Consider the following 23,088-nt stretch of genomic DNA (forward strand, 5'->3'; position numbering starts at 1 on the left):
CGGAGCCGTAAGTCACCTATGCCTCCCGGTGAACAAAAGCGCACAGAGTGGTGATGCTCACTCCGCTCAGGTGTGAGGCCGTCTGGACAGATGCGCGAATACGGCGGATGATCAGATGAGTGCGGTCGGCACCGGATGAGCGCGAAAGATTGAAGCGCACAGCATCCGGGTCGCAGCCCCCACGGGGCACCAAGTCAAAATCCCCTCTTTCTAGGAGCAACCGTGGCGCGCGACATCGCGGCTCCCAGCACCGTCCCCACCCGCAATCAGGAACTGGTCTCGTGGGTCAACGAGATCGCCGAACTGACTCAGCCGGACAGCGTGGTCTGGTGTGACGGATCCGAGGCCGAGTACGAGCGACTGTGTGAGGAGCTCGTCGCCAAGGGCACCTTCAAGAAGCTCGACCCGATCAAGCGCCCCAACTCCTACTACGCGGCTTCCGACCCGACCGATGTCGCCCGGGTCGAGGACCGCACCTTCATCTGCTCCGAGAAGGAGGAGGACGCGGGCCCGACGAACCACTGGAAAGCTCCGGCCGAGATGCGGGAGATATTCGCCGGCCAGGACGGCCGGGGCGGCATCTTCCGCGGCTCGATGCGCGGCCGGACCATGTACGTGGTGCCGTTCTGCATGGGCCCGCTCGGCTCGTCGCTCTCCGCGATCGGCGTGGAGATCACCGACTCCGCGTACGTCGCCGTGTCCATGCGCACGATGACGCGCATGGGCCAGCCGGTCCTCGACGAGCTCGGCTCCGAGGGCTTCTTCGTGAAGGCCGTCCACACGCTGGGCGCGCCGCTGGAGCCGGGCCAGGAGGACGTTCCGTGGCCCTGCAACTCCACCAAGTACATCTCGCACTTCCCGGAGACCCGCGAGATCTGGTCGTACGGCTCGGGCTACGGCGGCAACGCGCTGCTCGGCAAGAAGTGCTACGCGCTGCGTATCGCGTCCGTCATGGCGCGTGACGAGGGCTGGCTCGCCGAGCACATGCTGATCCTCAAGCTCACCCCGCCGCAGGGCGAGTCCAAGTACGTCGCGGCGGCCTTCCCGTCCGCGTGCGGCAAGACCAACCTCGCCATGCTGGAGCCGACGATCTCCGGCTGGACCGTGGAGACCATCGGCGACGACATCGCCTGGATGCGGTTCGGCAAGGACGGCCAGCTGTACGCGATCAACCCCGAGGCGGGCTTCTTCGGTGTCGCGCCCGGCACCGGTGAGCACACCAACGCCAACGCGATGAAGACGCTCTGGGGCAACTCCGTCTTCACCAACGTCGCGCTGACGGACGACGACGACATCTGGTGGGAGGGGATGACCGAGGAGACCCCGGCGCACCTCACCGACTGGAAGGGCAACGACTGGACTCCGGAGTCCGAGACCCCGGCCGCCCACCCGAACGCCCGCTTCACCGTCCCCGCCTCGCAGTGCCCGATCATCGCGCCCGAGTGGGAGGACCCGAAGGGCGTGCCGATCTCGGCGATCCTCTTCGGCGGCCGCCGGGCCTCCGCCGTACCGCTGGTGACGGAGTCCTTCGACTGGAACCACGGCGTCTTCCTCGGCGCCAACGTCGCCTCCGAGAAGACCGCCGCCGCCGAGGGCAAGGTCGGCGAGCTGCGCCGCGACCCGTTCGCGATGCTGCCGTTCTGCGGCTACAACATGGGTGACTACATGGGTCACTGGGTCGACGTCGCCAAGGACAAGGACCAGGCGAAGCTCCCGAAGATCTACTACGTCAACTGGTTCCGCAAGAATGACGAGGGCAAGTTCGTCTGGCCCGGCTTCGGCGAGAACAGCCGCGTCCTGAAGTGGATCGTCGAGCGCCTCGAGGGCAAGGCCGAGGGCGTCGAGACCCCGATCGGCATCCTGCCGACGAAGGAGGCTCTGGACACCAAGGGCCTGCAACTGGCCGACGGGGACCTGGACTTCCTCCTCACGGTCGACAAGGAGGTCTGGCGCGAGGAGGCCGCGCTGGTCCCCGAGCACCTGAACACCTTCGGCGACCACACGCCCAAGGAGCTGTGGGACGAGTACCGGGCGCTGGTGCAGCGTTTGGGCTGACGTCCCCCCTCACCACGGTGTGAACTCCGCGGCCGGTCCGACTTGCCCTGACCCGCGATGTCGCCACGGCCGGCCGCGACGGGGTTCCCTTCTCGAGCGCACGAACGCCGGGAGCGGGCACCCCAATGCAGGCAGGGGCCCCGCACAACGGCGTGCGGGGCCGTTGTCTTTGTTCGCGCACGTCCCCCTTGCTCACTGGATCTTCACGGCTGTTTCATGTTCATTACAGGCGCCTCACTGATCTCAGTGGGCGCTCAACACAGCCTGTGGGGGGCACAGTTGAATACTGCACACCGTCCCAGACGTCTCGCGGCCACGCTGCTCGCCGCCGCACTCGCCGGGACCGGGCTGACCGTCGCCACGGCACCCGCGGCGCACGCGGCGGTGTCCGACGCCGTGGCCAAGCTGCCGATCTCGTCGTACTCGGCGCTGGCGGTCGACTCCGTGCACGAACGCGTCTTCGTCGCGGACAGCAACACCGGCAGCGTCTACAACAGGGGCATCATCGCCGTCTACAACTTCCAGGGCGAGCAGATCACCACGATCAGCACGCAGTACTACGTCTCCGGCCTGGCGCTCAGCGCCGACAGCTCCACGCTGTACGCCGGCGAACGCGAGCGGATCCTGAAGTACGACACCACCACCTACCAGCAGACCGGCGGCGTGTACACGTCCCTCGACACCTGCGGCCGCAGCCTCGCCTTCTCCGGCGGCAAGCCGTACTTCACGACGACGTACTCGTACTACACCGCGCAGTGCGACTCGGTGTTGACCTACCTGGACTCCTACACCGATACCGGCACACCGCGCACGGGCTGGAGCGACTACGGCAAGCTCCAGCTGGAGGCGGGCCCCGGGGACCGTATGGTCATGGGGCAGCCGCTCAACGGGCAGGCCGCCGACCCCTTCCTCACGGTGTACGACACCAGCGGCGGGAACCTGGTCCGGGGTGCCGCGCGCCGCTTCGCCGACAGCGACGGCAAGGGCGCCCTGAATCTGAAGGACGTGGCGTTCTCCAAGGACGGCAGCAAGGTCGCCGTCGCCGATGCCTCCTACGGCACCCGGCTGCTCAACACCGACGACCTCTCGGACGCGGCGACTGGCTACCCAGTGCTCCCGTCCGGGGCGACGTCGTCGGCGGTGGCCTTCAGCGGCGACGGCAAGTACCTGGCGCGCGGCGCGGCGGCGACCGGCTCCACGCCGGACCTGCTGCTCCAGCCGGCCGACCCGGAGGACTCGACGGCTCCGCTGGAGTTCGCCTTCGAGGGCAGTCTCGACGGCGACCGGGTCGCGCCGCGCGGTCTGGAGTGGTCCGCGGACGGCTCCCGGCTGTTCGCGGTCACCACCAACGCGACCGGCAGCCAGTACTGGCTGCACGTCATCCAGCCCCCGGCCGTCCAGTACGACACCCGCTTCACCGGCGGGCTCAGCCATAGCCCCGCCCAGGCCGTCGCGGGTGAGCCGCTGGCCGTGCGCGGCACGCTGGAGTTCGGCGGACCCGCGCCCGCCGAGCCGCTGAAGGTCACGGCGACGCGCACGGACGCGAGCGGCACCCACGAACTGGGCACCGCCACCGTCAAGGAGGACGGCACCTTCACCGTCCTCGACGAGCCGGACCTCGTCGGCGACGCCACGTACACCGTGTCCTTCCTCGGCGACCTGACCCACCGCCCAGCCGAGGACGTGACCACCACGGTGTCCGTCGCCAAGGCGCCCACCTCGATCGCGCTCACCGCTCCCGCGGAGGCGGACATGGACACGGGCGTGGAGATCACCGGCAAGCTGACCGTGCAGGGCAAGACGCCCGCCGAGCGGCCCGTGCTCACGGTGCAGCGCACCGACCGCATCGGCACCGGGCCGCTGACGTCGGTGACGGTGGCCGCCGACGGCACGTTCACCGTCAACGACCTGCCGCGCACCAACCGCGACGCGACCTACACGGTCAGCTATGCGGGCGACGACCTCCACGAGGCCTCGACGGCGTCGGCGACGGTCCTCGTGCGGCGCTGACGCCGTAACCCGGGACAGAGTCCGTAACGCCCAGTCAGAGTCCGTAACCCGGGCCGGAGTCCGTAACGCCTGGTCAGAGCGATCCACCCCGGTCCTCCAGGTACCGGGTGTGGGACTCCTGGCGGCGGGCCTCGATCTCCCTGAGGCCCGCCGCCAGCCGGTCCGCCTCCGCGTGCAGCAGCGACAGCTGCCGCTCGAGATGGCGCTCCGGCGGCTCCTGACCGGGTGTCAGCCGGGTCCACCACCGGGTCCGTACGACGGAACAAGTCGGTCCGTCAGGCGTTCTCAAAGGCAGCGGTTTCCGGAGGAGCAGGGCTCAAGTGGACGCAGTCTGGTGGCGCCCGGTCCGCGCCACGCAGTGGGTGCACGCGGACCGGGGCCGACATGGGGACCCGGGACGGGTCAGCAGGCCGCGAGCTGGCGGCCCTCCTGGGCCGCCGCATGCGCATCCATACGCCGCGCCGCAAGAATCGCGGCAGCGGTGTCAGCGCGCGACGCAGCCACCACCAGAGCCCGCCCCGCAAGGGCATGCGCACGCTGGTGCAGGGCGGCCACACGAGGGTCCGTCCCGGTGTCCGCCGCAGGGGAGCCGTCCCCAGGGGCGGCACCCGCCCGCACCGGCGGCTCACCGTCGCGCAACCGGGCCACCTCCCGCGCAAGCTGTTCGGCGGCGGCGTCCAGGTCCGCCAGATCCGTGCCGGGGGAGAGCGCGCGCAGGTCGTCGGTGACGGCGAGCAGCGCCGCGAGATGCCCGGCGAGCTGGATGTCCAGCTCCTCCTCGCGAGAGCGGTGCGGGAAGTCCTCGGGGGCGTCGGCCATCGTGTGGACCGACTTGGTGCGGATCGGTTCGTACATGGGGATGGCCTCCTGTGCTCTGACAGGAAACCATCCTAGCTTGGAATCAGTCTAAAGTTGAGTCGGGTCGCGGAATGGAGCACAGTCTTTACACAGGGTGAACCGGACAAGGCGGTGGTGCCGGGGGCGTCGCACGGCGTCAGAGCCGGCTGTAGCCGTCAGGGCTGGCTGTAGCCGTCCAGGAACTTCCCGATGCGGGTCACCGCGTCCTTGAGGTCCGTCACCGACGGCAGCGTGACCACGCGGAAGTGGTCCGGCTCCGGCCAGTTGAAGCCCGTGCCCTGCACGACCATGATCTTCTCGGAGCGGAGCAGGTCGAGCACCATCTGCCGGTCGTCCTTGATCTTGAAGACCTTGGGGTCGAGGCGCGGGAAGAGATACAGCGCCCCCTTCGGCTTCACACACGTCACGCCCGGGATCTGCGTCAGCAGCTCGTACGCCGTGTCGCGCTGCTCCTTCAGCCGGCCGCCAGGCAGGACGAGGTCGTTGATCGTCTGCCGCCCGCTGAGCGCCGCCACCACACCGTGCTGCCCCGGCATGTTGGCGCACAGCCGCATGTTGGCCAGGATCGTCAGGCCTTCGATGTACGAGTCGGCGTGCGCCCTGGGTCCGGAGATCGCCATCCAGCCGACGCGGTAGCCCGCGACGCGGTACGCCTTCGACATGCCGTTGAAGGTCAGGGTCAGCAGGTCCGGGGCGACGGACGCGGTCGGGCGGTGCGTAGCGCCGTCGTAGAGGATCTTGTCGTAGATCTCGTCCGAGCAGACGAGGAGATTGTGGCGGCGGGCGATGTCCGTCAGGCCGCGCAGCACCTCGTCGCTGTATACGGCGCCCGTCGGGTTGTTCGGGTTGATGATGACGAGCGCCTTGGTGCGGTCGGTCACCTTGCGCTCGATGTCGGCGAGGTCCGGCATCCAGTCGGACTGCTCGTCGCAGCGGTAGTGCACCGCCGTGCCGCCGGACAGCGAGACCGCGGCCGTCCACAGCGGGTAGTCCGGCGCCGGGACCAGCACCTCGTCGCCGTCGTCGAGCAGGCCCTGCATGGCCATCACAATGAGCTCGGAGACGCCGTTGCCGATGAAGACGTGCTCGACGTCCGTCTCCACGCCCAGCGTCTGGTAGTGCATCATCACCGCACGTCGCGCCGCGAGCAGGCCTTTCGCGTCTCCGTAGCCATGGGCGCCGGAGAGGTTGCGGAGCATGTCCTCGAGGATCTCGGGCGGGCACTCGAAGCCGAACGCGGCCGGATTGCCGGTGTTCAGCTTGAGGATGCGGTGTCCTGCCGCCTCGAGCCGCATCGCCTCCTCGAGAACCGGGCCCCGGATCTCGTAACAGACGTTGGCGAGCTTGGTCGACTGGATCACCTGCATGTCCGCGAGCTTACGGCCGTGTAGCCGGATTCGCTCCGTGTTATCCGCCACGTGAGACGCGGGCGCGGGGGCGGTATGTCCCTCGGCTACACCAGCTTTCCCTGGAGTCTCTACAATCCCCGCTCATGTCCTGGCACCCTCACCACGGCACCGGTACGCACGGCGCGAACAGCGCGGACGGGGCGTATGGCGCACACGGCTCCAATGGCCCGTATCCGAACGAAGGCGACACCCAGAGTCTGCCGAACGTGTACCACCCGTACGGGAACACGACCCAGGCCTACGACGGGTACGCGGACCCGGCGGCCGCACACGGCTGGCAGGAAGCGCCGGCGGGCGGCCATGGCGCGTACGACGGCCATGGTGCGTACGACGACCGCCATGGTGCGTACGGGGACGGGACGAGCGCGTACGGGGACGACGCAGGTGGTGCCTACGGCGTTGAGCGCGGCGACCCGTACGGCCACGGCGAGAGCGGTGGCGGTGCATACGGCTCCGACGGCGACGAAGGAGCTGCCGACGACGACCGCTCCGTCTTCGTCGACGGGTCGGGCCGCCGCAGCCGGCTGATCAGCCGTGCGGCCATCGCGGTCGCGGCCGTCTTCGTCGTGTTCATCGGCGTGGTGATAGCCGGGTTCTTCGGCGCGGGGCCCTCCGGGGGCTCGGCGCCCTGGGACCGCGAGGACAGCAAGCAGAACCACCAGGGCGAGGATGCGAAGCCGACCCCGAGCCGGACCGGCTCGAGCGGCGCCGAGCCCACCGCCGCCCCGCCCGCCAGGGCCCCGGAGTCCGCGAGCCCGAGCGCGTCGGCGAGCGCTTCCGGGACCGGGCACGAGACGAAGGAACCCACCACCGAGGCGCCCACGACCACGGCGGCCTCCACCACCACGCCGGGCAGGGGGAACTCCGGCAACAACCCCGGCCAAGGCCAGGGGGCGACCAAGGGACCCAAGTGAGTCGATCACGACGCCTGACCGGAACGAGCCGCACCACCGTCCCCACCGGTGCTGCCCGTTCCGCCCCCTCCGCCGGCACCACGCATTCCACGCGGCCGCCGCGGAGCGCACCACCGGCCAGAACCACCGGACGCGCCCTGCGGCGCGACCCGCGCGCCCACTGGCTGCTGCTCCTGCTCACCCTCGCGGTCGCCGCCACCGCGCTGCTGTTCAGCGGCTACGGACGGCACGAGATAGCCGACACCGCGGCACCGGCAGGCCACTGCACCACGGCCGCCCCCGCCGCGATACGAAAGGGCGGCCCCGTCATCAGCCGGTCCGACGGAAAGCTGCGCAGCGGGGAGCTTCCCGCCCGCACCGTCGCCCTCACCTACGACGGCGGCCCCGATCCCGCCTGGACGCCGCGCCTGCTCGACGTACTGAAGAAGCATCGGGCCAAGGCCACCTTCTTCCTCTCCGGCACCCAGGTCGCAGCCCATCCGGACCTGGTGCGCAGGATCCGCGACGAGGGCCACCAGATCGGCTCGCACACCTACAGCGACGCCGACCTCGCGCAGGTCGCACCCGCCCGCGCGCGCCTCGAACTGGCCCTCTCCCAGAACACGCTCGCGGGCGCCGCGGGCATCGGCACCCATCTGGTGCGGCTGCCGCACACCACGAGTGCGGCGTCGCTGTGCGCCGACGAGTGGGCGGCAGGGCAGCGCGCGGTCGACGACGGCTACGTCCTGGTCGCCGCGGACGCGTCCGACCGGAGCCTGAAGCAGGGCGCGATCCCCCAGTTCGCGGGGTCGCAGGGGGCCGTCGAGGCCACCGAGAAGCTCTTCGCGTCCGCGCCGCGCGGCCTGCGGTTCACGACGGTCGGTGCCGGGCTCGGGATCCGCGAGGTCACCTACCCGGTGTCGGCGGGCGCGGAGGTGAAGGGCACCGCCGTCGTCTGGGCGCAGACCCTGTCCCGGGGCTTCTCCGACGCCATGACCTGGCTGATGGCGGCCGCCGGAGTGATCACCGTGGCTCGCCTCGTGCTGCTGTTCACCGTCGCCCGGGTGCACGTACGCCGGACCCGCCGCCAGCGCCGCCGCGGTCACCGCCCGCCTCCGGTCACCGAACCCGTGTCCGTGATCGTCCCCGCGTACAACGAGGAAGCGGGAATCGAGGCGACGATCCGCTCGCTGCTCGCGTCGACCCACGAGTACGTGCAGGTCATCGTGGTCGACGACGGGTCGAGCGACCGCACCTTCGAGATCGCCGAGTGGATGCGGACGCAGGACCCGCGTGTGATGGTGGTGCGCCAGGCCAACGCGGGCAAGGCCGCAGCGCTCAACACCGGCCTGTCCTGGGCGCAGTTCGATCTCGTCGTGATGATCGACGGCGACACGGTCTTCGACCGCGACGCGATCCGCCGCCTCATCCAGCCGTTCGCCGACCCGCGCGTGGGCGCGGTCAGCGGCAACACGAAGGTCGGCAACCGCCAGGGCATCCTCGGACGCTGGCAGCACCTCGAGTACGTCATCGGCTTCAACCTCGACCGCCGCATGTTCGACGTACTGGAATGCATGCCGACCGTGCCGGGCGCGATCGGCGCCTTCCGCCGCCAGGCGCTGGAGGGCGTCGGCGGGGTCAGCGACGACACGCTCGCCGAGGACACCGATCTGACGATGGCGCTGTGCCGCGCGGGCTGGCGGATCGTGTACGAGGAGTCGGCCATCGCCTGGACCGAGGCGCCGTCGACCATCGGACAGCTGTGGAAGCAGCGCTACCGGTGGTGCTACGGAACCCTGCAGGCGATGTGGAAGCACCGGCGGGCGCTGGTCGAGCGGGGTGCGGGCGGCAGGTTCGGCCGCCGCGGCCTCAGCTATCTCGCCGTCTTCCAGACCCTGCTTCCGCTGTTCGCGCCACTGGTCGACGTCTTCGCGGTGTACGGACTGCTGTTCCAGGGGGCCGCACAGGCACTGTCGATCTGGGTGGGCTTCACGGCGGTGCAGGTCGTCGCGGCCCTCTATGCCCTGCGGTTGGACCGCGAGAGGTTCGAGCCGCTGTGGACGCTGCCGCTGCAGATCTTCGTGTACCGGCAGTTGATGTACCTGGTCGTCGTCCAGTCGGTCGTCACGGCCCTGCTGGGGAACAGGCTGCGGTGGCACCGGATGCAGCGCACGGGATCGGCGGCGGATCAGCTGCAGCGCGTGTGACGCGGGGGCGGGCCGCCGCCTGGGCGACGCGCCCGTTCAAATAGATCGCATGTTCGGTTTGGTGGGTACTCTGGAGCCATGTCCGCGCACCTTCAGGGACTCCAGGGTTCGCTTTTCGACCAGACCGACGACATCCGTCTCGGCCCGCTGACCGGCGCCCGCAGGACCGTGCTGGGCGACGGGGCCTGGATCGATGTGCTGCCGGGGTGGCTGCACGGGGCGGACGCGCTGTTCGAGCATCTGGCCGACGTGGTGCCCTGGCGTGCCGAGCGGCGCCAGATGTACGAGCAGGTGGTGGACGTGCCGCGGCTGCTCGCCTTCTACGGCGCCGACGACCCCCTCCCGCACCCCGTCCTGGACGAGGCGCGGGCCGCGCTCTCCGTGCACTACGCCGCCGAACTCGGCGAACCCTTCGCCACCGCGGGGCTCTGCCTCTACCGCGACGGCCGCGACAGCGTCGCCTGGCACGGCGACCGGATCGGCCGCGGCGCCCGCGAGGACACCATGGTCGCCATCCTGTCCGTGGGCACACCGCGCGATCTGCTGCTGCGCCCGCGCCGGCCCCCGGGCGGGGCCGGGGGCGGCGCGGGCCAGGGTGGCCGCGCGACCGTACGGCAGTCGCTCGGCCACGGCGATCTGATCGTGATGGGCGGCTCCTGCCAGCGCACCTGGGAACATGCCGTGCCCAAGAGCGCGCATGCGACGGGGCCGCGGATCAGCATCCAGTTCCGGCCCGAGGGCGTGCGCTGACAGGGGCGGGCGAGGCGTCCGCTCAGCGCGCCCCGGCGCCGCGGACCGCGCGCCCGGCGAGGACACCGGTGCGCCGCCCGTCCTCGATCACGAAACGGCCGTCGACCAGCACGTGCGGGATGCCCGTCGGCAGCACCCTCGGCGCCTCGAACGTCGACCCCGCCGCGACCGTGTCCGGGTCGAACAGCACCAGGTCGGCGCGGTAGCCCTCGCGAACCAGCCCCCGGTCGGGGAGACGGAGCCGGGCCGCCGGGCGCCCGGTGAGATGGGCGACGCACTCCTCCAGGGAGAGGACGCCCAAGTCCCGTACGTACCGGCCCAGATACTGCGGGAAGGTCCCGTACGCGCGCGGATGCGGCTTGTCGCCCTGCAGGATTCCGTCCGAGCCGCCGGTGTGGACGCGGTGCCGCATGATCGCCTGCACGTTCTCCTCATGGCCCACGTGCTGCAGGATCGTCGACCCGAGGCGGTCCTCGACGAGCAGGCGGCGAGCGGTCACCCAGGGGTCCTCGCCGCGCTCGTCCGCCGACTGCCGAACCGTCCTGCCGACGTACGACGCGAGGCCCGGCTGGGAGACGCCCGAGATCTCGATGGTGTCCCACTCGATGGGCACGCCATGGCAGCCGTCCGAGCCGACGACCTCCAGGTGGTGGCGTATCCGCTCGGCCGTCGCGTCGTCCTTGAGGCGCGTGAGGATCGCCTCCGGGCCGCCCTCACTCGCCCAGCTCGGCAGCATCGCCACGAGCGTCGTACAGCCGGGGGTGTACGGATACGTGTCCAGGCTGATGTCGGCGCCGGCGTCGAGCGCGTCGTCGAGGAGGGTGAGAAGCTCCGGGGCGCGGCCCTTGTTCACGCCGAAGTTCATCGTGGCGTGGGCGAGATGGAGCGGGCAGCCGGCGGAGCGGGTCAGCTCCACCATCTCCGCGTACGCCTCGAGGGCGCCCGCGCCGTACGAGCGGTGGTGCGGGCAGTAGTAGCCGCCGTGCGCGGCCACGACCCGGCACAGCTCGGCGAGTTCGGAGTCCTTGGCGTACATGCCGGGCGTGTAGGTGAGGCCGGACGACATGCCGACGGCGCCCTGCTCCATTCCCTCCGTCACCAGCTGCCGCATGCGGTCCAGTTCGGCGGGCGTCGCCTCGCGGTCGTCCCAGCCGACGGCGAGCATGCGGACGGTGCCCTGCGGGATCAGATAAGCCGCGTTCACGGCGATGCCCTCGCCGTCGAAACCGTGGTCCAGGCGGTCCAGGTACTCGCCGACCGAGCGCCAAGTGAAGTCGATGCTGTCGTCCCCGGGGCCGCCGCCGTTCCAGCCGGTGATCGCCGCGCGGACCTCGGCGAGGGTGCGGTCGTCGACGGGTGCGTACGACAGGCCGTCCTGGCCGATGACCTCCAGGGTCACGCCCTGGGCGGCCTTCGCGCTGTGGTCGGGGTCGCGGAGGAGGGCGAGGTCGCTGTGGGCGTGCATGTCGATGAAGCCGGGGGAGAGGACGAGCCCCTCGGCGTCCACCTCCCTGCGGGCGGCGGGGCGTTGGCAGCCGGCCGCCGCGGCCTCCTTGACGATCGACACGATCCTGCCGTCGTCGACGACCACATCGGCGCGGTACGAGGCCGCCCCGGTGCCGTCCACGACGTCCGCGTCACGGATGACGAGGTCCACTGCGGCCTCCTAGAAGAACGTGCGGATGTAGTCGACGACCGTCCCGTCGGCCTCGGCCACCGGGATCAGCTGCCACTTGTCGAAGGACGTGCACGGGTGCGACAGGCCCATGCCGAGCCAGTCGCCGACCTCGAGGTCCGCTTCCGGAGCCGTACGCAGCCAGGCGTGCTGGTCGGACAGGGCGGTGACCGAGACACCCGTGGCGGGGCGCTCGGTGCCGTCCCGGCGTACGACCTGCGCGAAGGGCAGGTCCAGGTCGTACGCCGCGTCCCGCTTGCCCGCGTTGACGAACGCCTGCTCCGCCGACGGCCGTGACACCACCTGGGCCCAGAGGCGGAAGGCGGGCTCCAGGGCGCCCTCCTCCGGGACGCGGTTGAAGGGGGTCAGCTTGCGGTAGTGGCCGTCGTCATGTGAGACGTACGCGCCCGAGCGCAGCAGCTTCAGGACGGGCAGGGAGAGTTCGGGGATCTCGGCGAACACGTCGGCTACCGCGTCGAACCAGGCGCTGCCGCCCGCGCTCACCACGATCTCCCCGGTGTCCGTGAAGCGCCCCGCCTTGTCGAAGTCGACGGCCAGGGCGACGAGCCGGCGCAGCCAGGCGTGCACCCGCTCCGGGTCGGCGCCCGGGACCTCCCCCTCGTAGCCCGCGACGCCGAGAAGACGCAGCGTCCCGCTGGCGGCCACCGCATCGGCGACCGCCGCGCACTCCGCCTCCGTACGGACGCCGGTACGGGCGCCCTCACCGGCGGCGAGTTCGACGACGACGTCCACCGGGCGCGAGGCCCCGCGCAGCGCAGCGTCCATCTGTTCGACGCCGCGGACGGAGTCGACGTAGCAGATGAAGCGGAAGGACGGGTCGGCGGCGAGCTGCGCCGCGATCCACTTCAGTGCCGCCGCGTCCACCAGCTCGTTGGCCAGGAACACCCGCTGGATGCCGAACGCCCGCGCCACGCGGACCTGGTGCGGCACCGCGAGCGTGATGCCCCATGCGCCGTGCTCGATCTGGCGGTGGAAGAGCTGCGGGGCCATGGAGGTCTTGCCGTGCGGCGCGAAGGCGAGGCCGTGGCGGGTCGCGTACTCCTCCATGAGCTCGAGGTTGTGCTGCAGGCGCTCGGCGGAGAGGGCGAGGACCGGAGTGGCGAAGCCGCCGGTGAAGAGGTTGCGGCGCTGGGCGGCCAGCTCGCCGACGGTCAGGCCGTCGGCGTCCGGCGGGAGGCCCTTGAAACGGTGGTCGACGCGTTCGGCGGTCAGGCGGGCGAGCGCTTCGGCACTCATGGAGCCTCCCTGGAGTCTGTTGCAGAGAATGCAACGCACATTGCGTATGTCGTTTCATGCTGTCTAACATCCCAGCGAACGCCGGTCAACGCAGCCGCCGCGACCTGAGACGACGAGGAGCCGCCACCATCGTGACCACCGACGGACTCACCCATCTCCCCGACGGCGTGGACATCGCCGATGTCGTCACGCTCGGCGAGTCCATGGTCGCCTTCCTGCCCTCCCACCCGGGCCGCCTCGCCGACGTACCGTCGTTCGACCGGGCCATCGGTGGCGCCGAGTCCAACGTGGCGTGCGTACTGGCGGCCCTCGGCCATTCCGCGCGGTGGGTCAGCCGCGTCGGCGCCGACGGGTTCGGCGACCACCTGGTCGAGACGATCGGTGCGTACGGAGTCGACGTCACGTCCGTACGGCGCGACCCGGCCCGCCCCACCGGCGTCTACTTCCGTACGGCGAGCGACCGGGCCACCGACGATCACGAGGTGGCGTACTACCGGGCGGGATCGGCGGCCTCGGCGATGGCGGTCGACAGCGTGGACCTCGACGCGCTCCGTGCGGGCCGCATCCTGCACCTCTCCGGGATCACGGCCGCGCTGTCCGAGGAGTGCCTGGGTCTCATGCGGGAGCTGACGGCATCCCGTCCCGGACGCCCGATCGTCTCCTTCGACGTCAACCACCGGCCCGGGCTGTGGCGCGAAGCCGACGGGCCGCGCGTACTGCTGGAACTGGCCCGCGGGGCCGACATCGTGTTCGTGGGCGACGACGAGGCGCGGGAGGTGTGGGGCCTGCACGGCGCACGTGCCGTCCGCGAGGCGCTGCCCGAGCCGGAGATCGTGGTCGTCAAGCAGGGCGCGGAGGGCGCCACCGTCTTCGAGCAGGACGGCACCGTCACCTCCGTACCGGCCCTGCACGTGGACGTCGTGGCGCCGGTCGGCGCGGGCGACGCCTTCGCCGCCGGGTTCCTCTCCGCCACCCTGCGCGGCCTCCCCGTACGCGACCGCCTTCGGCACGGCCACCTCATGGCCGCCGCCGCCCTCACCGTCCCCGGCGACCTCGGCGCTCCGCCGGCCCGGAGCCACGCCGACCGACTGGCCGCCCTCGACGACGACGCGTGGGGGACACTGCGACTGGGCCCCGGCTGGACGGACGCCGTCACCGAGGACGTGCACGAGACGGAGGCCAAGGAGGAGGTACGCAACCCATGAGCCAGACCGTCGACCGCGCGCTGAGCATCCTGCCGCTGCTCGCGGAGGGCCCCGCCGACCTCGGGCAGGTCGCCGACCGCCTCGGCGTCCACAAGTCCACCGCGCTCCGGCTCCTGCGCACCCTGCACGAGCACGGCCTCGTCCACCGCCAGGCCGACCAGCGCTACCGCCTCGGCGCCCGCCTCTTCGCCCTCGCCCAGGAGGCCGTCGAGAACCTCGACATACGGGAGATCGCCCACCCGTACCTCGTCGACCTCAACGAGAAGTGCGGGCACACCGTGCACCTCGCCGTGTACGAGGAGAACGAGGTCCTCTACATCGACAAGGTCGAGAGCCGCTACCCGGTGCGCATGTACTCGCGCATCGGTAAGCCCGTCGCCATCACGGTCGCCGCCGTCGCCAAGCTGATCCTCGCCGACCTTCCCGAGGCCGAGCGGCGCGCGCTCGCCGAGAAGCTCGACTACCCCATGTACACGGCCCGTTCCATCCCGAACGCCGCCGCCTTCCTCAAGGAGCTGGCGACCGTACGCGAACAGGGCTGGGCCACCGACCTCGGTGGCCACGAGGAGTCCATCAACTGCGTCGGCGCGCCCATCCGAGGTGCGGACGGGCGCGTCGTCGCCGCCATGTCCGTCTCCGCGCCGAACGTCGTCGTCACCGCCGAGGAACTCCTCACGCTGCTCCCGCTGGTGCGCCGCACCGCCGACGCCATCAGCCGCGAGTACTCGGGCAGTGCCCCCGCGAGGGACACCCCGGCCCCGCACACCCCGGCCCACAAAGCCCCGTAAGAGAAATGAGCGACATGACCGAGAAGACCGCCATCACCCCGGCCACCCACACCACGCCGCCGGCCAAGTTCTCGCACGGAGTCAGGAAGGGCAACATCCTTCAGGTCGCCGGCCAGGTCGGCTTCCTCCCGGCCGTCGAGGGCGAGGCCCCGACGCCCGCCGGCCCGACCCTGCGCGAGCAGACGCTGCAGACCTTCGCCAACGTCAAGGCGATCCTCGAAGAGGGCGGCGCCACCTGGGACGACGTGATGATGATGCGCGTCTACCTCACGGACGTCGACCACTTCGCGGAGATGAACGAGATCTACAACGCGTACTTCGAGGAGCAGGGGCTCAAGCAGCCCCCGGCCGCCCGTACGACGGTCTACGTCGGTCTGCCCAAGGGCCTGCTCATCGAGATCGACGCGCTGGCCGTCCTCGGCTGACGTCGCACACCCGCCCCCCGGGTCACCCCTCCCCACGTGCTCCAGTGGCGGGCCGTCGCCGCCCGCCACTGCCACCAGCCCGCCGCCCCCAACGGCCCGCCGAACACCCCCGGCCCTCCGGCCGTCCCCGTCCCTCCCGGGACCGCCTGACCCGCAGGCTGACACCCCTCAACTCCCCGCACGCCGTACATCCCGGCGCGGCGCCCACACCCAGGGCGCCGTGCCGCGATCCCCCCTGCCCGAAAGCGTCATGGAAGCACGAGGTCCCCCTCGATGTCCCTGCCCCTGTCCCTGCCCGCTGCGCACGCGTCCCCACTCCCAGCACACACGTCCACGCTTGCGGCGTCCGCTCCCGCCGAGACCCCGCCCCACACCGGTGGTCTCCTCGCCCTCATCGACGGAACCGCGGGCCTGCTCACCGTCGCGGCCCTCGGCATCCTGCTGCTGCTCTTCCTGATCATCAAGGTCAGACTGCAGCCGTTCGTCGCGCTGCTCGCCGTCTCCATAGCCGTCGGCCTCGCGGCCGGTCTGTCCGTCACCGAACTCTTCGGCACCGTCCAGAAGTCCGACGCCGTCTCGCTCATCGAGTCCGGCATGGGCGGCATCCTCGGCCATGTGGCGATCATCATCGGTCTGGGCACGATGCTCGGAGCGATCCTCGAGGTCAGCGGCGGTGCGGAGGTGCTCTCCTCCCGTCTGCTGAACCTGTTCGGCGAGAAGCGCGCGCCGCTCGCCATGGGCCTCACGGGCCTGATCTTCGGTATCCCGGTCTTCTTCGACGTCGGCATCTTCGTCCTGGCGCCGATCGTGTACGCCGCCGCCAAGCGGTCCGGCAAGTCGATCCTGCTGTACTGCATGCCGCTGCTCGCCGGCCTGTCGATGACCCACGCGTTCCTGCCGCCGCACCCCGGTCCGGTCGCCGCGGCGGGTCTGCTCAAGGTGGATCTCGGCTGGGTCATCCTGATGGGCATCGTCTGCGGCATCCCGGCCGTGCTCGCTGCCTGGGCGTACTCCGCGTGGATCGGCAACCGCATCTTCGTACCCGTCCCGCAGGACATGGTCGAGGCCGCCGACGAGGCCAAGGCCGCCGTCGTCGCCGAGCAGGAGGCCGCGGGCGGCAAGGCGTCGGAGAAGCCCGTCCCCCTGAGCACCGTCTTCCTGATCATCGGCACCCCGCTGGTCCTGATCCTGGCCGCGACCTTCTCCTCGATCGCCTTCGATCCGTCCACGGGCCGCTCGGTCGTCGAGTTCTTCGGCCACCCGTTCGTGGCGCTGACCATCGCCCTGCTCATGGCGTACTACCTGCTGGGCATCCGCCGCGGCTGGTCCCGCAAGTCCCTTGAGCGGGTGTCGACCTCGTCGCTGAAGCCGGTCGGCAACATCCTGCTCGTGGTCGGCGCCGGCGGTATCTTCGGCGCCGTACTCAAGGGCAGCGGCGTCGCCCAGGCGCTCTCCGACACCTTCAGCGACATCGGTCTGCCGATCATCGTCCTGGCCTATCTGATCTCGCTGGTCCTGCGCGTCGCCCAGGGCTCGGCCACGGTCGCGATCGTCACCACGGCGGGCATCGTCCTGCCCCTGATCGAGGCCGGCGACCACTCGCAGCCCTTCGTCGCCCTGGTCATCATGGCCATCTCGGCGGGCTCGATCTTCGCCTCGCACGTCAACGACGGCGGCTTCTGGATCGTCGCCAAGTACTTCGGGATCTCCGAGCGGGACACCCTGAAGTCCTGGACGGTGCTGGAATCCGTCCTGTCGGTGGCCGGTTTCGCGGTGGCGGCGGTGCTGAGCATCTTCGTGTAGCCGAGCATCTTCGTATAGGTGTGCAAGCGGCTGTTCCGGTGCGGCAGTTCGGGCCGTACCGGAACAGCCGGGACTCTCTCCGCCGGGCAATCGGGGGGTCGGGCGCCGCGGGTACAGGATCGTCGTCCATACTGCCGCCGTGGAGCAGCGCAGAGGTCCGAACATCCAGCCCGTGCACGCCGCCGCGACCGATCCGGCGTACGTCCCCGGCATCACGACTCCCCGCCTCGCCACCGAACCGGACGAGGCGGTGTCGTCGGCGGACGCCGCGACGGAGACGGAGTCCGGGGACGCCGTCGCCGAGGAGAAGGCCGCCGCGGCGGAGGAAGTCGAGGTCGACGAGGCCGCGGAGGCGGCCGAGGCCGACGACGGCGACGCAACCTCGGAGGCCCCGGAAGCCGAGGAGTCCGTCGAGCCCGGAGAGTCCGGCGAGTCCGTCGAGCCCGACGGTTCCGATGACGCCGGCGACTCCGCCGAACCGGACGCAGCCGAGGCATCCGCCGAGGACGATGCCGACAGCGCCGCAGACGGCGAATCCGGCGACGACGACCCGGTCTTCGAGGCATCCGACCGCCGCGGTTCCATCACCGCGGATCGCGCCGGCGTACATCTCCGCCTGGACGACCAGGAGTGCGAGTTCCGCTGGGACGAGATCGGCGCGGTCGAGATCGAGACGTCCCGGTTCGGGCGCTGGTTCACGGTCACGGTGCACACGCCGGACCGCCGCTGGTACCCGGCCGACATCGAGGTCAAGGACAAGACCCGCATCAAGGAGTGGACGGACCAGCTCGACGCGGTTCTCGACGCGTACTTCGAGGAGGAGGCCCAGGACGACGCTGAGGTCGCCGACGAGATCGACAAGACCGAGGACAGCGACGAGGCCAAGATCGGGGCAGGCGACAGGGACGCCTGAGACCCGGCCGCCGACCGACCGGCCATGGCATGGTGGCATGGTCCGGTCAAGGATCGGTCAAAAGCTCCCTGCGTGCCCCCTTGTGCGTTCGTGCTCTTTACGCTTTCTTGATCCGCATGGCGGAGACGACGGACACGACAGGGACAGGGCCGGAAGAACACAGGAACAACGAGAACGGGGCAGGCACCGGAGCCGACGGCTCGATCTCCCCGCCCCGCAAGTCGAGTTGGAAGTACATCGGCCCCGGCATCGTCGTCGCCGCGACGGGCGTCGGCGCCGGGGACCTCGTTGCGACGCTCGTCGCGGGCAGCAACTTCGGATACACCCTGCTGTGGGCCGCCGTCGTCGGCTGCCTCGTCAAGATCTCACTCGCCGAGGCGGCCGGCCGCTGGCATCTGTCGACCGGCCGCACCCTCTTCGACGGCTGGCACAGCCTGGGCCGCTGGACCACGGCCTTCTTCGTCGTGTACGTCGTCATCTGGGGGTTCGTGTACGGCGCGGCGGCGATGTCGTCGAGCGCGCTGCCGCTCCAGGCGCTGTTCCCGGACGTCTTCCCGGCCGACTGGTCGATCAAGCCGTGGGCGGTCATCTGCGGTCTCGTCGGCCTGGCCTTCGTCTGGTTCAACAAGTACGAGGTCTTCGAGAAGGTCATGACGGTCCTCGTCGGCGTCATGTTCGTCGTCACCGTCTACCTGGCCATCCGCGTCACGCCGAACCTCGGCGACGCCTTCGCGGGCCTGCTGCCCGTCCTGCCCGACGAGAAGGACTCGGTGCTCAACACGCTCGGCCTCATCGGCGGCGTCGGCGGCACGATCACGCTTGCCGCGTACGGCTACTGGGTCAACGCCAAGGGCTGGACGAACACGAGCTGGATGAAGGTGATGCGCCTCGACAACCGCGTCGCGTACATCACCACCGGCATCTTCGTCATCGCCATGCTCTTCGTCGGCGCCGAACTGCTGCACGCCTCGCACACGGCCATCGCGAGCGGCGACAAGGGCCTGATCGACCTCACCGCGATCCTGGACGACGAGTACGGCACGGCGACCGCCAAGCTGTTCCTGGTCGGGTTCTTCGCCACGTCGTTCACGTCGCTGATCGGCGTATGGCACGGCGTGAGCCTGATGTTCGCGGACTTCGTGGAGCGGTACCGCAAGGACCGGGTACGGGCGGCCGGATCGGCCATCCCGGGCCAGGAGGCCGCCGTCACAGGCGAGGAGGTCGCCTCCGGCCGCCGCGAGAAGTCCCTCCCCTTCCGCGCCTACCTCCTCTGGCTGACGTTCCCGCCGATCATCCTGCTCTTCCAGGGCCAGCCGTTCCGCCTGGTGATCCTCTACGGCGTCCTCGGGGCGGCCTTCATGCCGTTCCTCGCCCTCACCCTGATCTGGCTCCTCAACTCCTCCCGCACTCCCCGCGAATGGCGCAACGGCATCCTCAGCAACGCGATGCTGACCATCGCCGGCCTCCTGTTCGTCGTCCTGTGCGTGAAGCAGATCTGGGACCAGCCGTGGGCGGAGTTCTTCTAGCCCTCCGCGCCTCAGCCGTCCCTCTGCCCCTGCCACCGTTCCGCCGCCCACCCCACCGCGCAGCCCGCCAGGAGCACGGCGCTGGACATGCCCAGGTCGAGGGCGCCGAAGCCGGGGCGGTTCCAGGAGAGGGCGAGGGTGAGGAGTTGGGCGGCCGCCGGGACGGCGAAGGCGGCTGTCGCGTGGCGCAGCAGGTGGTCGCGGTGGGGTTCGGGGTGGGCGTGGGCCGCGGCCCAGGTGGCCAGTGCGAGGCACACCAGGTTCGGCAGGTGGACGAGGAGCACGGCGCCGCCGAAGGAGCGGGGGCCGCGCGGCCCGACGAACGTGTCGTAGACCAGGGACATCTGCACGTACTCGGAGACGGCGAGCACGACGACGCCGACCGCCCACGCGCGCGTGAACGCGAAGACGTTCCCCTTCCGGTCGCTGCGGGACGTGGCCGCGGACGCGCGGTAGTACGACATTACTTGCCTCCGAAGGACGAGCAGGGCATTTCAGTTGCCTCCTATCACCTGGTAGAGAAAGACGGCCGTGAAGCCGAGCGTGGCCATGCCGCACCCCGCGACCAGCGCAAGACACTGCAGGACGGGCGACCAGCTGCCGCGGCCCGCTATGGTCGCCGTCCGCTCGGGATCGCGCGGGTCGTAGGCGACCGTGACCTCGGTGCCCTCCTTCACCGACCAGCCCGCGAGGTCCTCGAACTCGACGTCGCGGCCGTCGGCGGTGCGGAAGGCGAAGAAGTGCCGCGTCGCGTCGGAGCGGTTGTACGGCTCGGTCTCGACGCGGACGCACGTCCCCGTGGTCCGCGTACCGCTCCGCACCATCCGCGCGACGGTCACCAGCCGGCGGGCGTGCTTCACCGTCAGCCAGCCGAAGAAGACCACGAGGGCCCCGACGACGACGTACCCGGAACCGGGAATCTCCATGGTCAGTGCACCTGGACCGAGTCGATGATCTTCTTCAGGTCGGCGTCGTCCAGCGCACCCTTCTGCGCGTCGATGCGGACCGCGAAGGTCTTCTTCCGCGAGTCGAGCCCGGTGAGGATCACGCCCTGGATACGGGTGCCCTTGGGCGGAGTGCCCTTCTCGCCGGTCGAGCTGAACTCGAAGTCCACCCGCTTCGCCTCGTCCGTCCCCGCCAGCTTCACGTCCTTCTCGCCCTTGAGGGTCGAGCCGAGCTGTACACCGGCCTCGGCGGCGATGGCCGCCTCCTCCGCCGAGTCGGCGTTGGTGAAGTCCAGCTGCACCGTGATCGTGGAAACGGTGGTGCCGTTCTCGGTACGGACTGCCGCGGCCGCGTTGTGCTTGCTGCGCTCGGCGGCGCTCTGCTCCACGTATCCGCCGGAGCCCTTGGGGTACGAGACGTCCACACCCTTCGTCTTCAGCGTGCCCCAGCCGCTGGGTACCGAGCCCGCATCCTGGTCGCCGCCACCGCAGCCGGTGAGGAGGAGGGCGGCGGCGCACACCCCCGAGACGAGCCCGGCGAAGGTCCTGACCCTGCTGCGGCTGTTCGCGTCATTCCGGCCGTTCACGGCGTTGCTGCGGTTTCCGCTTTTCGTGATGTTCATCCGCGATCGCTCCCTGGCCTGCCGTGGTCCCTGGTCCCTGATCACTGCGCACAGTAGCTGTAGGGAACGTACGACCGGTGTCCGTCCCGCGGGGCGCCTAGGAACTGCGCGTCGTTGAGCATCTCCTCCTTCTTCTCGGTGCTCACCGAGAAGCCGAGGCTCAGCCCGAGGTTCAGCTCGAAGCCGTACTCCGCCGCCTCCGTCTGGCCCGTGTACACCGTCTTGCTGGACTTTCCCTTGTCGAAGAGCAGTTGGCCGAACGGGTCGTCGGCGCCCGGTCGCGACGTCGGCGCGTGGTCGTCGAACATGTACGTGAAGGGGGCCGCGTTGTCGCCGTAGCCGTCGAGCCACTTCTCCGCGACCGCGCGGTCGGCGTCGCGACCGGGGCCGGGGTCGAAGCTGACGGAGTTGGTGACGACCTCGATGCCGGTCTCGTTGTCGGTGCCCTTGACGCCGCCGCTGCCGCCCCGCTTGTCGTCACCGCTCTTGCCGTTGTCGCCGCCGACCTTGGCGCCGTCCTTGGTGGCGCCCTTCTCGACGGTGCGCGTCATGTCGATGCGGATCAGCTTGCCGGTCTTCTTGTCGTGCGTGACGGTGATGGTGCCGGTCTGCGTGGTCGACGCGGAGGCCTCACCGCTGATGGGCCCTGCCTCGTACCCGACCTTGGTGCCGTACTCGATGGCCGCGGAGTAGGTGTACGACTTGGTGTTCTTGTACTTGTTGTCCGTCCATGTCACGTCGGGCGTGAACTTGAAGTTGCCGCCGAGGGTGGCGCTGAGCTTCTTCTCGTCGCCGGCCGACAGCTTCATGCCGCCCGCAGCCGACATCTCGAGGCCGACCTTGCCGTAGGAGATCTGCCGGTCGCCGCCCAGGCCCTTCTCGACCCGCTCGCGGGTCTCCTCCTCGTCCTTGAGCGGGCCCTTGCCGAAGAGGTACATGATGCTGTCGCCCATGCTGGCCTCGGCGCCGCCGGGGGACTGGCGCCGCATCTCGTACATCTGCAGCTTCTCGATGTCGTCCCGGAACTTCTTGGCCTCGTCCTCGCTCTCGAAGACCCAGGTGTCGCCGTTGGTCACCTTGATGCCCGCGCCGAGCTCGACCTTGTCCGAGCCGAACTTCCCGACCTTGGCGCCCGGCTTCCAGTCCTTCTTCGCGGCGACGGACGCGGCGTCGGTGAACGTCATGTACACCAGCTCGTCCTTGTCGTCGACCTTGCCGTCCTTGTTGATGTCGGTGTTGGCCTTGAACCGCTGCTCCTGGAAGCCGTACTCATTGCCGAACTCGATGAACAGCACCTTGGCCTTGGCGCCGGCCTTGTCGGTGATGGTGGAGATCTGGCAGAGGGGCGGCTCGAAGTCGGCGTCGGTGAGGGGCTTGCCGGCGTTGGGGCCGGACGACCCGCAGTTGCTGCCGCCCAGCGCCTGGCAGACGTGCTGGGCGAAGCTCCCGGCGATCCGCTGTCCGACCTCGGTGGCGAGCAGCGCGCCGACGATCGCCACCATCACGATGACAGCGCCGACGTACTCGAGCGCACCGGCACCCCGGTCGTTTCCTCTGAATGCCGGTCTGACTGCCGGCTTGAATGCCGGCGGTTTGCCGTCCCCCAGGACCACTTCTGCACCCCTCACACCAGTCCGCTGTGGCGCTGGGAGGCTAACCGTCGGGCGCCCGGGCCTACATGGGCCCGCGGGCCCAAGATGAGGCCCAAAGAAGGAGACCGCGGGGAATTCGAGAAAACATGAAAAGC

At 70.2% G+C, this 23,088-nt stretch carries 19 protein-coding genes and 1 pseudogene; 11 read left to right on the top strand and 9 right to left on the bottom strand.

The window, feature by feature from the left end; all coding sequences use genetic code 11:
• The first annotated feature begins 222 nt into the window (after positions 1–222).
• Both ABT009_RS17990 and ABT009_RS17995 read left to right on the top strand, forming a co-directional pair.
• Entirely contained in the window at positions 223–2,055 is a 1,833-nt protein-coding gene (locus ABT009_RS17990) for a phosphoenolpyruvate carboxykinase (GTP) (protein WP_351295136.1), read from the top strand.
• 279 nt (positions 2,056–2,334) lie between these two features.
• On the top strand, positions 2,335–4,065 hold the full coding sequence (locus ABT009_RS17995; RefSeq protein ID WP_351295139.1) for a WD40 repeat domain-containing protein: 1,731 nt from the start codon (positions 2,335–2,337) through the stop codon (positions 4,063–4,065).
• Positions 4,066–4,138: 73 nt separating this feature from the next.
• Here ABT009_RS17995 and ABT009_RS18000 read toward each other — a convergent pair.
• The 3 genes and pseudogenes from ABT009_RS18000 to ABT009_RS18010 form a co-directional block, all read right to left on the bottom strand.
• A pseudogene (locus ABT009_RS18000) lies at positions 4,139–4,321 on the bottom strand (hypothetical protein); the annotation flags it as partial.
• A 146-nt stretch (positions 4,322–4,467) separates the two neighbouring features.
• Positions 4,468–4,920 carry an SCO4983 family protein gene (locus tag ABT009_RS18005; RefSeq protein ID WP_351295141.1) on the bottom strand — a complete coding sequence of 151 codons (453 nt, stop codon included), beginning with the start codon at positions 4,918–4,920 and terminating at the stop codon, positions 4,468–4,470.
• Between the two features lie 158 nt (positions 4,921–5,078).
• On the bottom strand, positions 5,079–6,290 hold the full coding sequence (locus tag ABT009_RS18010) for a pyridoxal phosphate-dependent aminotransferase (RefSeq protein ID WP_351295143.1): 1,212 nt from the start codon (positions 6,288–6,290) through the stop codon (positions 5,079–5,081).
• A 125-nt stretch (positions 6,291–6,415) separates the two neighbouring features.
• Here ABT009_RS18010 and ABT009_RS18015 point away from each other — a divergent pair, with 125 nt between their 5' ends.
• The 3 genes from ABT009_RS18015 to ABT009_RS18025 all read left to right on the top strand — a co-directional run bounded on the left by ABT009_RS18015 (position 6,416) and on the right by ABT009_RS18025 (position 10,182).
• Positions 6,416–7,246 (top strand): hypothetical protein, encoded by an 831-nt coding sequence (locus ABT009_RS18015; protein ID WP_351295146.1) that lies wholly within the window; start codon positions 6,416–6,418, stop codon positions 7,244–7,246.
• Positions 7,243–9,432: a bifunctional polysaccharide deacetylase/glycosyltransferase family 2 protein gene (locus ABT009_RS18020; protein ID WP_351295149.1), complete on the top strand. Its 2,190-nt coding sequence runs from the start codon at positions 7,243–7,245 to the stop codon at positions 9,430–9,432. The genes ABT009_RS18015 and ABT009_RS18020 overlap by 4 nt, the downstream gene beginning before the upstream one ends.
• Before the next feature lie 78 nt (positions 9,433–9,510).
• A complete protein-coding gene (locus ABT009_RS18025) occupies positions 9,511–10,182 on the top strand; it encodes an alpha-ketoglutarate-dependent dioxygenase AlkB (RefSeq protein ID WP_351295152.1) in 672 nt (223 codons plus the stop codon).
• A 22-nt stretch (positions 10,183–10,204) separates the two neighbouring features.
• Here the strand turns inward: ABT009_RS18025 and ABT009_RS18030 are convergent, their stop codons facing one another.
• Both ABT009_RS18030 and ABT009_RS18035 read right to left on the bottom strand, forming a co-directional pair.
• Positions 10,205–11,839, bottom strand: coding sequence for an N-acyl-D-amino-acid deacylase family protein (locus tag ABT009_RS18030; RefSeq protein WP_351295154.1), 1,635 nt, complete (start codon positions 11,837–11,839; stop codon positions 10,205–10,207).
• Between the two features lie 9 nt (positions 11,840–11,848).
• Entirely contained in the window at positions 11,849–13,114 is a 1,266-nt protein-coding gene (locus ABT009_RS18035; protein WP_351295157.1) for an amino acid deaminase, read from the bottom strand.
• A 131-nt stretch (positions 13,115–13,245) separates the two neighbouring features.
• On the opposite strand from ABT009_RS18035, the gene ABT009_RS18040 reads away from it, so the two are divergent.
• From ABT009_RS18040 to ABT009_RS18065, 6 genes are all read left to right on the top strand, one after another.
• Entirely contained in the window at positions 13,246–14,319 is a 1,074-nt protein-coding gene (locus ABT009_RS18040; protein ID WP_351295160.1) for a sugar kinase, read from the top strand.
• Positions 14,316–15,107, top strand: coding sequence for an IclR family transcriptional regulator (locus ABT009_RS18045; protein ID WP_351295163.1), 792 nt, complete (start codon positions 14,316–14,318; stop codon positions 15,105–15,107). Before ABT009_RS18040 ends, ABT009_RS18045 begins: the two co-directional genes overlap by 4 nt.
• A gap of 14 nt (positions 15,108–15,121) precedes the next feature.
• Positions 15,122–15,532, top strand: a complete 411-nt coding sequence (locus tag ABT009_RS18050) for a RidA family protein (RefSeq protein WP_351295166.1) — start codon at positions 15,122–15,124, stop codon at positions 15,530–15,532.
• Positions 15,533–15,805: 273 nt separating this feature from the next.
• Entirely contained in the window at positions 15,806–17,335 is a 1,530-nt protein-coding gene (locus ABT009_RS18055) for a GntP family permease (protein ID WP_351295169.1), read from the top strand.
• 139 nt (positions 17,336–17,474) lie between these two features.
• Entirely contained in the window at positions 17,475–18,248 is a 774-nt protein-coding gene (locus tag ABT009_RS18060; protein WP_351295172.1) for a hypothetical protein, read from the top strand.
• A 116-nt stretch (positions 18,249–18,364) separates the two neighbouring features.
• Positions 18,365–19,774: an Nramp family divalent metal transporter gene (locus ABT009_RS18065; RefSeq protein ID WP_351295175.1), complete on the top strand. Its 1,410-nt coding sequence runs from the start codon at positions 18,365–18,367 to the stop codon at positions 19,772–19,774.
• 11 nt (positions 19,775–19,785) lie between these two features.
• Here ABT009_RS18065 and ABT009_RS18070 read toward each other — a convergent pair whose 3' ends face one another.
• From ABT009_RS18070 to ABT009_RS18085, 4 genes are read right to left on the bottom strand one after another with little or no spacing between them, the layout of a single operon-like run.
• Positions 19,786–20,238, bottom strand: a complete 453-nt coding sequence (locus tag ABT009_RS18070) for a hypothetical protein (protein ID WP_351295178.1) — start codon at positions 20,236–20,238, stop codon at positions 19,786–19,788.
• 30 nt (positions 20,239–20,268) lie between these two features.
• On the bottom strand, positions 20,269–20,700 hold the full coding sequence (locus tag ABT009_RS18075) for a DUF3592 domain-containing protein (RefSeq protein ID WP_351295181.1): 432 nt from the start codon (positions 20,698–20,700) through the stop codon (positions 20,269–20,271).
• Positions 20,701–20,702: 2 nt separating this feature from the next.
• Entirely contained in the window at positions 20,703–21,341 is a 639-nt protein-coding gene (locus ABT009_RS18080) for a hypothetical protein (protein WP_351295184.1), read from the bottom strand.
• 41 nt (positions 21,342–21,382) lie between these two features.
• Positions 21,383–22,843, bottom strand: coding sequence for a hypothetical protein (locus ABT009_RS18085; RefSeq protein ID WP_351295989.1), 1,461 nt, complete (start codon positions 22,841–22,843; stop codon positions 21,383–21,385).
• Positions 22,844–23,088 lie beyond the last annotated feature (245 nt).

The organism is Streptomyces sp. NPDC002896, from assembly GCF_040295225.1.
GTDB lineage: Bacteria > Actinomycetota > Actinomycetes > Streptomycetales > Streptomycetaceae > Streptomyces.